This window comes from Sphingomonas hominis, from assembly GCF_013328205.1.
In the GTDB taxonomy this organism is placed as follows: Bacteria; Pseudomonadota; Alphaproteobacteria; order Sphingomonadales; family Sphingomonadaceae; genus Sphingomonas; species Sphingomonas hominis.
Genome location: NZ_JABULH010000005.1, coordinates 218,102 through 230,734 on the forward strand (window position 1 = coordinate 218,102; position 12,633 = coordinate 230,734).

Here is a 12,633-nt window from a genome sequence, read left to right on the forward strand (position 1 = left end):
ACCGCTTGCCCCCGGGCAGGTGCGCGTCGCCGCACGCCGCCTTCAACTATTTCGCGACCGACTCACCGCCGTCATCCCGAACTTGATCCGGAATTCCGCTTCTTCTTGCTGAGCTATTGCTGAAGTGGAGCCCATAGAATTCCGTAAATTCGCCTCCAGCCCGTCCGCCACACGGACACCTAGCAGTCAGCGCGGGCTGCGCTCGACCTCGCCGCCCTTCATCACGAAGCTGACGCGTTCGAGCGCGCGCACATCGGACAGCGGATCGCCGTCGACCGCGATCAGGTCGCCGTAGCGCCCCGACGCGATCGCGCCGACGTCGCTGCGATTGAGCGACTCGGCCGCGTTCTTCGTCGCCGCCTGGATTGCCTCCATCGGCGTCATGCCCCATTCGACCATTTTGGCGAACTGCCTGGCATTGTCGCCGTTGGGGTAGACGCCGCCGTCGGTGCCGAACACCATCTTCACGCCGGCGGCGTGCGCGGCGCGGAAGGTCTCGCGCTGCTTGCGGCCGATCACCTTTTCCTTTTCCAGGCTCTCGGGGAAGGCACCGTTCTTCGCGCCCTCGGCCAGGATGTAGTCGTCGTTGTAGATGTCCATGCTGAACCACGCGCCGTGCTCGCGCGCGAGCTTGAACGATTCGGGGTCGGCGAGGCTGGCGTGCTCAATCGTGTCGACGCCGGCGCGAAGCGCGTCGTTGATGCCCGCGGTGCCGTGCGCGTGCGCGGCGACGCGCATGCCGAGCATGTGCGCCTCGTCGGTCACCGCCTTCATCTCGGGCAAACTCATCTGCTGCGCGCCGGGTGAATCGCGCTTGGACAGCACGCCGCCGGTGGCGCAAATCTTGATCACCTCGGCGCCGTATTTGCGCATCGTGCGCACCAGCTTGCGATAACCGTCGGGCGTGTCGGCGACGCTGGGGTTGGGCACGGCGGCGAACGACGGCGGCAGCGCCTCGGTCGCGTCGCAGTGGCCGCCGGTCGCGCCCAGCGCGTACCCTGCGGGGACGATGCGCGGGCCGGGCACGTAGCCGCCCTCGATCCCCTGTTTCAGCGCCACGTCGTCGTAATTGCCCGACCCGACGTTGCGCACGGTGGTGAAGCCGGCGTCGAGCGTCTTCTTCGCATTGGCGACGCCGACCACGGTGGCGAAATTGTCGGTGAACTCGAGCCCGCGGTATCCCGACAGCCGTGGGTCGCTGGTAAGGTGAACGTGCATGTCGATCAGCCCGGGCAGCAGCGTGCGTGCACCCAGGTCGATCCGCTCCGCGCCGGTGGGAACGGTGTCACCGCGGCGGCCGACCGCGGTGATGCGGCCGTCGGTCACCACCACCTGCGCATCGTCGACGCGGCGGCCCGACAGCACGTCGATCATGTGCGCGGCGGTGACGACAACGGTGCGCGCCTCCGCGGCGAGCGGCGCGAGCGCGAGCATGGTGGCGCCGAGAAGCGCGGACAGACGATGCATGTGAAACCCTTCCCCTGTTGCGCGCAGCCTTGCCGCGCGCGCGGCGAAGGACAAGTGCTTTCGTCACGCTGCGGCATACGGGTGCTTTCGCTTGAATGGGTGAAGGATGCTGGCCTAGGCTGCGTGCAAACAAGATGATCGAAGGGGGTTCGCGCATGTTCCGATTGGCGTCGCTGTTGCTGTTGAGCGCGGGGTTGACGGTCAGCTCTGCCGGGATGGCGCAAGACCGCGCGGCCGCCGACAAGACGCCGGCGAAGGAGAAGCCCGGCCGCACCAACGCCGAGGTACAGCGCGACGCGGTCGAGGCCGATTACGCCAGCGCCCCCGTCGCCGAGCGCGCCGAGGTGTCGCGCGGCAACGTGACGGTCGCGGGCAGGCGGCTGGGCTATACCGCGACCGCGGGCACGCTGACGCTGCGCGACACGGAAGGCAAACCGACCGCGTCGATGTTCTACACCGCCTACACGCTCGACGGGACGAAGCCGGGCACGAAGCGGCCGATCACCTATTTCTACAACGGCGGACCGGGCAGCCCGACCTTCTGGCTCCACATGGGATCGTTCGCGCCGGTGCGGTTGCGGACCGGCAACCCCGAGTCGATCCGCCCCGCGCCGTACGATTTCGGCCCCAATCCCGACACGTTGCTCGACAAGACCGACATGGTGTTCCTCGACGCGATCGGCGCGGGTTATTCGCGGCCGCTCGGCGACATGAAGCCCAGCGCCTTCTACGGCACCGACGAGGATGCCGACGCCTTTGCCAAGGCGATCATCCGCTACTCGACCAAGTACGGCCGCTGGAATTCACCGAAGTTCATCTTTGGTGAAAGTTACGGCACGCTGCGGTCGGGGGCGCTGGCCTACCAGCTGCAGGACCGCGGCATGGCGCTGAACGGCGTCGTGCTGCTGTCATCAATCATGAACTACGGCTATCGCCAGCCCGGGCTCGATCAGGTGTATCTGAACTACCTGCCGAGCTACGCCGCGACGGCGTGGTACCACAATCGCGTGCCCAACCGCCCGGCCGACGTCGCGACGATCGTGCAGCAGGCGCGCGACTTCGCGACCGGTCCCTATATGTCCGCGCTTGCCAAGGGGCAGAACGTCTCGGTGCAGGAACGCGACGCGGTCGCGCGGCGGATGAGCGAGCTGACCGGGCTCAGCCCAGAGTTCATCATCCGATCCAACCTGCGCGTCGATCTGCCGCGGTTCCAGAAGGAGCTGCTGCGCGGCACCCGCCAGACGATCGGGCGGTTCGACTCGCGCTATACCGGGCTCGACGCGGATGCGGCGGGCGAGCGGGCGGAGACTGACGCCTCGTCCGACGCGATCTCGGGCGCGTTCATCGCGACGTTCAACGATTATGCGACGCACACCTTAGGCTACAAGACCGACATGCCGTACCGCCTGTCGGCGCGCGACGCGGCCGGGTGGGACTGGAACTGGAAGCACCGCGCGCCGGGCGGCGGATACGGCGCGATGCAGAACAACCCCAACACCGCGATCGATCTGGCGGCGGCGATGCGCGCCAATCCGTATCTCCACGTCCTGTCGATGAACGGCTGGTACGACATGGCGACGCCGTTCTTCGGGACCGAGAACGACCTCGGCCACATGATGCTCGAACCCGCGCAGCAGCAGAACCTCAAGTTCACTTACTACCCGGCCGGGCACATGACGTATCTCAACCCCGAGGCGCTGCACGCGATGAAGCGTGACCTGTCGGCATGGTACGACGAGGCGGTGAGCGACGCGCGGAACGGCACGCCCGCGCAGCCCGCCAGCCTGTCGGCCGCGCAGGCCACGCCGCCGAACTGATAACGAGACAAAGGGGAGAAGATATGTCGATCCGTCACCTGACGCTGCTGCTGCTCGCCAGCGCTGCGGCGTCCACCTCCGCGCAAACCCGTCCCGCCGCAGCACCGGTCGCCGCCAGCAGCACCGTCGCGGAGGACGCGCGCCTGGTCGCGTTCCTCGACCGCGCCTTCGACGAGCAGGTCGCGCTCAGCCCGGAGGCGCAGACCAGCCTGGGGTTGAAGACGAACTACGACCGCCTCGACGATTACACCGATGCCGCGGCGGTCAAGAGTCGCGAGCTGGGCGAGCGCCAGCTCAAGCAGATGCGCCCGCAGTTCAGCCCCACGCGGCTGGGGACAAGCGCGCGGCTCAGCTATCGCCTGTTTGAGCAACAGGCCGAGCAGGCGCGCGAGGCGTACCGCTTCCGCGACCACGGCTACATCATCTCGACCAACGGCAGCCCGATGGGCGAGGTGCCGGTGTTCCTGATCAACAACCACCGCATCGACTCGGCCGACGACGCGCGCGCGTACATCGCACGACTGCGCGACACCGAGCGCGTGATGCGCGAGAGCGCGGCCGAGCTGCGCGCGCGCGCGGCCAAGGGGATCGTCCCGCCGAAGCTCAACTTCGCCCCCGTCCGCGCCGACGCGCGCAAGGTCGTGACGGGCGCACCGTTCACCCCCGGCGCCGACACCGCCGTTCTCGCCGACTTCAAGAAGAAGGTCGCCGCGCTCACCATTCCGCAGGGCGAGAAGGACAAGCTCGTTGCCGACGCGGTGGCGGCGATGACGGGTCCGTTCAAGCGCGGCTACGACGTGATGTTCGCCGCGCTCGACGCGGTGGAGCCGATGGCGAAGGGCGACAATGGCGCGTGGAGCCTGCCCGACGGCGCGGCTTATTATCAGCAGCGGCTGCGCGCGACGACGACGACCGACCTGACCGCCGACCAGATCCATCAGATCGGGCTCGACCAAGTCGCCTCGATCGGGCGCGAGATGGATGCGATCAAGCAACAGGTCGGCTTCACCGGCACGTTGCCCGAGTTCTTCAACTACATCCGCACCGATCCGAAGTTCAAATATCCCAACACCGAGGCGGGCCGCGAACAGTATCTGTCTGACGCGCGCGCGGTGATCGCGGACATGATGGCAAAGGCGCCGCGCTGGTTCAGCCATTTGCCCAAGGCCAAGCTGGAGGTGCGCGCGGTCGAGAAATGGCGCGAGGCGACCGCGCCGACCGCCTTCTACAACCAGCCTGCGCCGGATGGTTCGCGCCCCGGCATCTATTACGTCAATCTGGTCGACATGAACCAGACGCAGAAGGTGCAGATGGCGGGCATCTCTGTCCACGAGGGCGCGCCCGGCCACCACTTCCAGATCGCGCGCGCGATGGAGCTGGAGGGATTGCCCAAGTTCCGCCGCTTCGGCGGCTACGGCGCCTATGCGGAAGGGTGGGGGCTCTACACCGAGCGGCTGGCGAAGGAGATGGGGGCGTACAAGGACCCGTATTCGGAGTTCGGGATGCTCTCGCTCCAGATGTGGCGTGCGATCCGGCTGGTGCTCGACACCGGCATCCATTCCAAGCGCTGGACCCGCGCGCAGGCGATCGCGTATTTCAAGGCCAACAGCTCGGTCAGCGACACCGACATCGCGCGCGAGGTCGATCGCTACATCAACTGGCCGGGGCAGGCGACCGCGTACAAGATCGGCCAGCTCAGGATCACCGAGCTGCGCGCCAAGGCGGAGCGTGCGCTGGGGCCGAAGTTCGACATCCGCGACTTCCACGAGGCGGTGCTGGCGCAGGGCGCGCTGCCGCTCGACGTGCTGGAGGAGCAGGTCGACCGCTACATCGCGACGAAGAAGGGGTGAGGGTGTGACCGCCGATCGCGGCGTGTCGGTCGGCTGTTCATAAGCTGTGGATAAGATGTTGGTAGCTGTCGCGAGGTCATGAGCTACCGACGAGCAGCGAGTACCTAGATCATCCAGAGCTCGTCGTCCCAGGCTCGACCCGGGATCCCGCTGCCTTCGTCGCGTACAAGCGGGACCCCGGATCAAATCCGGGGTGACGTAGGTGGCTTAACCCGCCAGCGCGCGGGCGCGGCGGCGCTGGACCGAGCTGCCGATCCCCATCGCCTCGCGGTATTTCGCGACCGTCCGCCGCGCGATGTCGAAGCCCTTGGCATTGAGCAATTCGACCAACGTGTCGTCCGACAGGATCTTGGCACCTTCGTTCGCGATCAGCGCGCGGATCGCGCTTTTCACCGCCTCCGCCGACACCGCGTCGCCGCCGTCGGCCGACTGGATCGCGGAGGTGAAGAAGTATTTTAGCTCGAACAGCCCGCGCGCGCACGACAGATATTTGTTCGAGGTCACGCGGCTGACGGTCGATTCGTGCATGTCGATCGCCTCGGCGATGCGCGACAGGGTGAGCGGGCGCAGGTGCGACACGCCGTGCAGGAAAAACGCCTCCTGCTGACGCACCAGCTCGGTCGCGACGCGGATGATCGTGCGCTGCCGCTGGTCGAGCGCCTTGACCAGCCAGTTGGCGCTGGCGAGCTGATCGCCGAGCCACGCCTTGGACGCCTTGTCCTGTGCGCCCGCGGCAAGCTCGGCATGATAGCGCCGGTTGATCAGCACGCGCGGCAGCGTCGCGCCGTTGATCTCGACGTTCCAGCCCTTGGCCCCGCGCGTCACGTAGACGTCGGGGACAACCGCGGGCGCGACCTCGCCACCGAAGCGGCAGCCGGGCTTGGGATCATAGCCGCGCAGTTCGCGGATCATGTCCGCCATGTCCTCGTCGTCGACGTGGCACAGGCGTTTGAGGCGCGACAGCTCGCCGCGCGCGAGCAGGTCGAGGTTGTCGATCAACCGCGCCATGCACGGATCGTAGCGGTCGACCTCCTTCGCTTGCAGCGCGAGACATTCGGCGAGATCGCGCGCGCCGACGCCGGTGGGATCGAACGTCTGGATCGTGGAAAGCACCGCCTCGACTTGTGCAAGCGGCACGCCCAGCCGCTGCGCAACCTCGAGCGGGCGGACTTGGAGGTAACCCGCCTCGTCGATGTGATCGATCAAATGCTGCGCGATGAACAGGTCGTTGGCAGCGAATGCGGTGCCCGCCTGGGCGAGCAGATGGTCGGCCAGGCTCTCCGCGCGCGTATCGGCGAACGCATCGAGGTCGGGCATCTCGCCGCTCGACACACTGCCGCCGGCCGGCCCCAGCGATGCGCCGCCGTCCGACGGTCCATCGTCGAACCGCTCCGCCGCGATATCGACGTCGAGCGCCTCGCCCGCGGCCTCGCCCGCCATCACCAGTTCGTCGGCACCCGCGGGCTCCTCACGCGTCGCGGAGGGCGCTTCCGGCGCGACCACCGGCGCATCGTCGGCGGCCGGCGCGGTTTCGAGCAGGGGGTTCTTCTCGACCTCCTCCGCGATCACGCCCTCGATCTCTAGGTTCGACAGCGCCAGCAGCTTGATCGCCTGCTGCAATTGCGGCGTCATCACCAGCGATTGCGACTGGCGCAGGTCGAGCCGCGGCGCGAGGCTCATCTGGGATCGCCGTCAGAACGTTGGCGAGCGTCGCCCATGACTACAGCGTGAAGCCTTCGCCGAGGTAGAGCCGCCGGACGTTGGCGTCGGCGACCAGTTCCTCCGGCGAGCCGGTGAACAGCACGCGCCCGTCGTAGATGATGTAGGCGCGGTCGACGATGTCGAGCGTCTCGCGCACATTGTGGTCGGTGATCAGCACGCCGATGTCGCGGCGCTTCAGGTCCTTCACCAGGTCGCGGATGTCGGCGATCGAGATCGGGTCGATGCCCGCGAATGGTTCGTCGAGCAGCATGATCGACGGATCGGCCGCCAGCGCGCGCGCGATCTCCGCGCGGCGGCGCTCGCCACCAGACAAGGCCATCGCGGGCGCGTCCCGCAAGCGGGTAAGTCCAAACTCGTCGAGCAGCTTTTCCAGCTTCGCGCCGCGCGCCGACGCGTCGGCTTCGGACAGTTCGAGCACGGTCATGATGTTTTTCTCGACCGACAGCCCGCGGAAGATCGAGGTTTCCTGCGGCAGATAGCCCAGACCCAGGATAGCGCGGCGGTACATCGGCAGCCCGGTAATGTCGTCGCCGTCGAGCATGATGCGCCCGGCATCGGGCTTCACCAGACCCATCACCGAGTAGAAGCACGTCGTCTTGCCCGCGCCGTTCGGGCCTAGCAACCCGATCACCTCGCCGCGCCCGACCGACACCGACACGTCGGTCAGCACGGTGCGCTTGTCGTATGATTTGGCGATCGAGACGACCTGCAACCCGTGGCTGACGGGAGCCTCGTGGATCGCCTCGACCTGATCGAGCGTGGGGTCGGCAGTGGTTGCCATGCGCGCGGGCACTTTCCGGAACGGGTGGTACGCCCGCTGCTCTACGCCAAAGCCGCTTGGCAGGAAACCTGCATGACGCAGCTGGTGCCGCAACGAATTTCCTGTTTGCACAACCTCCTATGTTGATCGGTGTTAGGACGTTCTGCCGGAACCACGCGCGCGAGTCGCCCGTATGGCCCATCCATGCCTATGCCTGAGACACCGATGTTCCCGTGGCGCCACTCGGCGCAGGCAGAACTCGAAGCCATGATGCACGCGCACGTCGACGATCGTGCTTTCCCTTGTGTCGGCGCGAAGGCGGCGCTCGCCAAGGGCACGTTGCAGGTGCTGGCGTGCAACCGCATCGATAGTTCGTGGGACGATCTGCGCATCCACGACGGGCTGATGCGCTTCGCCCAGGCCTATCGCGAGGAGCCTGGCCTGTTCCGCAGCTTCGCGGTGGTGTTCGAAGGTCCGGATGACCTGACCGAGCCGACGTTCGAGCGCGCCTTGTGGAAGCGCATTCAGTCGCTGTCCGACAAGGACGTGTGGCGCGGACAGGATTATGACGCGCGGGTTAGCGCCGATCCCGAAGACCCGCATTTCTCGCTGAGTTTCGGCGGAGAGGCGTTCTTTGTCGTCGGGCTCCACCCACAGGCGTCACGCCCCGCGCGACGCTTCGGACGCCCGACGATGGTGTTCAACCTGCACGACCAATTCGAGACCTTGCGCGCGCAGGGCCGTTACGAGACGATGCGCGAGAAGATCATGGTGCGTGACGAGGCGATCGCCGGATCGCGCAACCCAATGCTCGCGCGCCACGGCGCATCGAGCGAGGCGCGTCAGTATAGCGGGCGCGTGGTCGATGCCGAGTGGCGCTGCCCGTTCCATTACTCGGGCGATGCCGAGCAGTGAGCGACGCCACGACCGAGATACCGCCGCGCTCCGGCACCGCATTCATGCTCGACGCCGGGCAGACGCTGACCGTGATCGACCCGCGCGGGGTGCAGGTGGCCGATCTACTGGCGTATAATCGCGATGACCTGCGTGAGGTGATCTCGTCGGGCCGCACGCTCGATTATGCCGAGACGATCCGGCTGACGACCGGGCACGTGTTATGCTCCAACCGCTCGCGTCCGATGCTGGAGATCGTCGCCGACGACGTCGGGGTGCACGACTTCCTACTGACGCCGTGCTCGTACGACACGTTTCACCATTTCTACCCCGACGAGCCGCCGCACCGCGGGTGTTTCGGCAACCTCGCCGCCGCGCTCGCCCCTTACGGCGTAACGGAGGACATGATTCCGATCGCGTTCAACTGCTTCATGAACGTGCCGATCGACGGCATCACGGGCAAGTTGCAGGTGCTGCCGCCGGTCAGCAAGGCCGGCGACCGCATCGTGTTCCGCGCGGCGATGGACCTCGTCATCGGGCTCACCGCCTGTTCGGCCGGCGCGTCCAACGGCGGCAGCTTCAAACCGATCGAATATAGGGTCGATTGATCAACTGCTCGCTGTCGCGCACGTGCGAGGCGTAGAGGTCGGCGCGGGTGAGATGAATCTGGCGGATCGCCGGAGTGATCGCGCGATCGGCCATCGCGCGCGCTTGCTCGGCACGATTGCGCCAGAAGTCGATGTCGTCTCTGCTACCCATGTTCCAGCTCCTTCGTGAGAGCGCCTGGTCACGCGGCGACTGAGGAATATTGTGCACGTCGTGATTTGGGTCCGCATTGACATGTATCAGAAGAGCGCAAATTTTCTGACCATCGTTCCGCAGCTTGTGCGTTCCGGCGTCTCGTCGTCGCCCCGATCGCGGCAAGAACCCCAATGAGCGAGGTGCATGCCTTCACGCGAGTCGCGGCGGACGACACGCGCCAGGCGATCACGCGCGCCACGATCCCCGAATGTCCGGTCGCGATCGAGGTCAACGGCTTCGGCTATGCGGTGATGATGGCGACCCCCGCCGACCTCGCCGACTTCGTCACCGGCTTCGCACTATCGGAGCGGATCGTCGCCGCGGCCGATGAGATCGCCGACCTCGACCTGTTCGACGCGCCGCTCGGCTGGGTCGCGCGGTTGAGCGTGCCGCCGGAGCGGGCCGCTGCCGTTGCCGCGCGCGTGCGGCAGCGTGCCAGTGACAGTTCGTGCGGGTTGTGCGGGATGGACAATCTCGAGTCGGTCCACCGCGCCTTGCCGCAGGTGCCGATGAGCAACGTTGCCGCGCCTGCGATCTTCGCCGCGCTCGGCGCGATGCGCGCGCATCAGCCGCTCAATGCCGCGACCGGTGCCGCGCACGCGGCGATGCTGTGCGCCGCCGACGGCACGATCCGGCTGGCACGTGAGGATGTCGGGCGGCACAATGCGTTCGACAAGCTGATCGGCGCAATGGCAGTGCAGGGGCTGGCATGGGACGGTGGCTTCGCGTTGCTGTCGTCGCGTTGCTCGTACGAGCTGGTCGAGAAGGCGGCGCTGGCCGCGTGTCCGATGCTGGTGACGATCTCAGCCGCGACCGACTTTGCGCTCGCGCGTGCGGCGCAGGCTGGCCTGACGCTCGTCAGCCTCGCGCGATCGGACGCGGTTTTGTTCCCGCCATCAATCGACACGGTACTTTTCGCCGCCTCGTGAGTTGGATGGCCCATGGCCAAGCAACACGACGATCGCCCCGATTTCACGCCCTACACCGGTCCGTCCGGCGGCTGGGGGTCGATGCGCTCGCTCGCCGACATCGTCCCACGTGAGAAGAACCCGGTCGAGACCTCGGCCGAGCTGCTGCGGCAGAACAAGCACGACGGGTTCATGTGCGTCAGTTGCGCCTGGTCGAAGCCATACCCGCCCAACCCGGCCGAATTCTGCGAGAACGGCGCCAAGGCGACCGCGTGGGAGATCACCAGCCAGCGTGTCACGCCCGACTTCTTCCGCGCCAACACGCTGACGGCGCTACGTGAGTGGAGCGACTACCGGCTGGAGGAAGCCGGGCGGCTGACCCATCCGATGAAATATGACGCGGCGAGCGACAAATATATCGTCGTGCCGTGGGAGATGGCGTTCAAGGAGATCGGCGCCAAACTGAAGAGTCTCGCGCCGAAGTCAGTGGTCTTCTACGCCTCGGGCCGCGCCAGCCTCGAAACTTCGTACATGTACCAGCTGCTCGCGCGCATGTACGGCAATCAGAACCTACCCGATTCGTCGAACATGTGCCACGAGTCGACCTCGGTCGGATTGAAGGCGGCGATCGGCGTTCCGGTCGGCACGACCCGACTGGAGGATTTCGACACCACCGACTGCATCCTGCACTTCGGGCAGAATGTCGCGACCAACAGCCCGCGGATGCTCCACCAGCTCCGCTCGGCGCGGAAGCGCGGCGTGCCGATCATCGTGTTCAATCCCTTGCGCGAGCGCGGACTCGAGCGCTTCACCGATCCGCAGAACCCGATCGAGATGGCGACGGGCGGCGAGACGCGGATCGCGACGCAATATCATCAGGTGCGCGCGGGCGGCGATCTCGCAGCGATGATGGGGATGGCGAAGTGGCTGATCGAGCACGACCGGCTCGATCACGAGTTCATCGCGGCGAACACGCATGATTTCGACGCCTTCGCCGCGAAAGCGCGCGCGACGACCTGGGACGAGATCGAGCGCGAGTCCGGGCTGACGCGCGACGCCTTGTCGATGGCGGCGGAGGTGTACGGCCGAGCGAACGCGACGATCGCAATCTACGGCATGGGGCTGACGCAGCACGTCAAGGGCGTCGACAATGTACGGATGCTCGTCAACCTGCTGCTGCTGCGCGGCAATATCGGCAAGCCCGGCGCGGGTCCGACGCCGGTGCGTGGCCATTCCAATGTGCAGGGGCAACGCACCGTTGGCATCACCGAGAAGCCCGAGCTCGCCCCGCTCGACGCGCTGGCCGAACGCTACGGCTTCGAGCCGCCGCGCGAGAAGGGTACCGACACGGTCGAGGCGTGTCGCGGCATCATCGACGGCAGCGTGCGCGGCTTCGTGTCGCTCGGCGGCAATTTCGTCCGCGCCACGCCCGAGACGCGGTTGATGGAGGAAGGCTGGCGTCAGCTCGACCTGTCGGTGCAGATCGCGACCAAGCTCAACCGCAGCCACCTGATCCCCGCTGCCGGCGATACCTGGCTGCTGCCGTGCCTGGGCCGGATCGAGCGCGACCTGCAGGCGACCGGCGCGCAGCACGTGACGATGGAGGATTCGACCAGCGTCATCCACCCGTCGTTCGGCAAGGTCGACCCCGCCAGCCCGCACCTGCTGTCCGAACCCGCGATCGTCGCGGGGATTGCCAAGGAAACGCTCGACCCCAATCCGCGCGCGCCGTGGGATGTCTGGGTCGGCGACTACGCGCTGGTGCGCGACGAGATCGCGGCAATCTACCCGAACTTCTTCGAGCGCTTCAACGAGCGGTTGAAGGAGCCGGGCGGGTTCTGGAAGGGCAACAAGGCCGCCGGGCGCGAGTGGGACACGCCGACCAAGAAGGCCGAGTTCATCGTGCCCGACGTGCTCAACGCCACCGGCTTCACCGACGCCGACGGCCGTTATCGCATGCTGACGGTGCGGTCGAACGACCAGTTCAACACCACGATCTACGGCTATTCCGACCGTTTCCGCGGCATCAACGGCACCCGGCAGGTGGTGATGATGAGCCCCGCCGATATCGCCGAACGTGGCCTGTCGGAGGGACAGAAGGTGACGCTGGTAGGCGACGCGGAAGACAACGTCTCGCGCCGCGTCGAAGGCCTGATGGTGGTCGCGCGCGACGTGCCCAAGGGCTGCGTCGCGACCTATTATCCCGAGTGCAACCCGCTGATCGCGCTGGAGCACCACGCTGAGGAGAGCCACGTCCCCGCCGCCAAGTCGGTGCCGGTGCGGATCGAGGTCTGAGCACGGGCCGGCTCGGGCTGGTGTCCGAGCCGGCTTACCGATCGATGAAGTTCTTCGCTGAACGGTCGACTGTTCCTTTCACCGTCGTTCCGGGATGCCGTTTCTTATCCGTGCTGGGG

General features: G+C 66.7%; 10 protein-coding genes. 6 read left to right on the forward strand and 4 right to left on the reverse strand.

What is annotated here, in order from left to right; translation table 11 throughout:
- Positions 1–186: 186 nt before the first annotated feature.
- A complete protein-coding gene (locus tag HRV97_RS12845) occupies positions 187–1,467 on the reverse strand; it encodes a Xaa-Pro dipeptidase (protein ID WP_174194661.1) in 1,281 nt (426 codons plus the stop codon).
- Between the two features lie 155 nt (positions 1,468–1,622).
- Here HRV97_RS12845 and HRV97_RS12850 point away from each other — a divergent pair, with 155 nt between their 5' ends.
- Together HRV97_RS12850 and HRV97_RS12855 are read left to right on the forward strand one after the other, a co-directional pair.
- Positions 1,623–3,284: a S10 family peptidase gene (locus HRV97_RS12850; RefSeq protein ID WP_246248710.1), complete on the forward strand. Its 1,662-nt coding sequence runs from the start codon at positions 1,623–1,625 to the stop codon at positions 3,282–3,284.
- Between the two features lie 23 nt (positions 3,285–3,307).
- Positions 3,308–5,134 carry a DUF885 domain-containing protein gene (locus tag HRV97_RS12855; RefSeq protein WP_174194662.1) on the forward strand — a complete coding sequence of 609 codons (1,827 nt, stop codon included), beginning with the start codon at positions 3,308–3,310 and terminating at the stop codon, positions 5,132–5,134.
- 207 nt (positions 5,135–5,341) lie between these two features.
- On the opposite strand, the gene rpoN is transcribed toward HRV97_RS12855, so the two are convergent.
- On the reverse strand, positions 5,342–6,814 hold the full coding sequence (rpoN, locus tag HRV97_RS12860) for an RNA polymerase factor sigma-54 (protein WP_174194663.1): 1,473 nt from the start codon (positions 6,812–6,814) through the stop codon (positions 5,342–5,344).
- Between the two features lie 40 nt (positions 6,815–6,854).
- Entirely contained in the window at positions 6,855–7,637 is a 783-nt protein-coding gene (gene lptB, locus HRV97_RS12865; protein WP_174194664.1) for an LPS export ABC transporter ATP-binding protein, read from the reverse strand.
- A 183-nt stretch (positions 7,638–7,820) separates the two neighbouring features.
- On the opposite strand from lptB, the gene gntA reads away from it, so the two are divergent.
- The gene (gntA, locus tag HRV97_RS12870; protein WP_174194665.1) at positions 7,821–8,531 is read left to right on the forward strand and encodes a guanitoxin biosynthesis heme-dependent pre-guanitoxin N-hydroxylase GntA; all 711 of its coding nucleotides are present in this window, start codon (positions 7,821–7,823) and stop codon (positions 8,529–8,531) included.
- Positions 8,528–9,118: a DUF1989 domain-containing protein gene (locus HRV97_RS12875; RefSeq protein ID WP_174194666.1), complete on the forward strand. Its 591-nt coding sequence runs from the start codon at positions 8,528–8,530 to the stop codon at positions 9,116–9,118. The genes gntA and HRV97_RS12875 overlap by 4 nt, the downstream gene beginning before the upstream one ends.
- Here the strand turns inward: HRV97_RS12875 and HRV97_RS12880 are convergent.
- A complete protein-coding gene (locus HRV97_RS12880; RefSeq protein WP_174194667.1) occupies positions 9,090–9,269 on the reverse strand; it encodes a hypothetical protein in 180 nt (59 codons plus the stop codon). The two genes, HRV97_RS12875 and HRV97_RS12880, sit on opposite strands and share 29 nt — an antisense overlap.
- A gap of 173 nt (positions 9,270–9,442) precedes the next feature.
- Here HRV97_RS12880 and fdhD point away from each other — a divergent pair, with 173 nt between their 5' ends.
- The gene (fdhD, locus tag HRV97_RS12885) at positions 9,443–10,240 is read left to right on the forward strand and encodes a formate dehydrogenase accessory sulfurtransferase FdhD (protein ID WP_174194668.1); all 798 of its coding nucleotides are present in this window, start codon (positions 9,443–9,445) and stop codon (positions 10,238–10,240) included.
- A 12-nt stretch (positions 10,241–10,252) separates the two neighbouring features.
- Positions 10,253–12,514, forward strand: a complete 2,262-nt coding sequence (locus HRV97_RS12890; protein ID WP_174194669.1) for an FdhF/YdeP family oxidoreductase — start codon at positions 10,253–10,255, stop codon at positions 12,512–12,514.
- Positions 12,515–12,633 lie beyond the last annotated feature (119 nt).

What these genes read in the sequence shown, in the direction of transcription:
- HRV97_RS12855 (WP_174194662.1), top strand. Translation starts at nt 3,308, where the DNA reads ATGTCGATCCGTCACCTGACGCTGCTGCTGCTCGCCAGCGCTGCGGCG.
- gntA (WP_174194665.1), top strand. Translation starts at nt 7,821, where the DNA reads ATGCCTATGCCTGAGACACCGATGTTCCCGTGGCGCCACTCGGCGCAG.
- rpoN (WP_174194663.1), bottom strand. Translation starts at nt 6,814, where the DNA reads ATGAGCCTCGCGCCGCGGCTCGACCTGCGCCAGTCGCAATCGCTGGTG.
- fdhD (WP_174194668.1), top strand. Translation starts at nt 9,443, where the DNA reads ATGAGCGAGGTGCATGCCTTCACGCGAGTCGCGGCGGACGACACGCGC.
- HRV97_RS12845 (WP_174194661.1), bottom strand. Translation starts at nt 1,467, where the DNA reads ATGCATCGTCTGTCCGCGCTTCTCGGCGCCACCATGCTCGCGCTCGCG.
- HRV97_RS12880 (WP_174194667.1), bottom strand. Translation starts at nt 9,269, where the DNA reads ATGGGTAGCAGAGACGACATCGACTTCTGGCGCAATCGTGCCGAGCAA.
- lptB (WP_174194664.1), bottom strand. Translation starts at nt 7,637, where the DNA reads ATGGCAACCACTGCCGACCCCACGCTCGATCAGGTCGAGGCGATCCAC.
- HRV97_RS12850 (WP_246248710.1), top strand. Translation starts at nt 1,623, where the DNA reads ATGTTCCGATTGGCGTCGCTGTTGCTGTTGAGCGCGGGGTTGACGGTC.
- HRV97_RS12890 (WP_174194669.1), top strand. Translation starts at nt 10,253, where the DNA reads ATGGCCAAGCAACACGACGATCGCCCCGATTTCACGCCCTACACCGGT.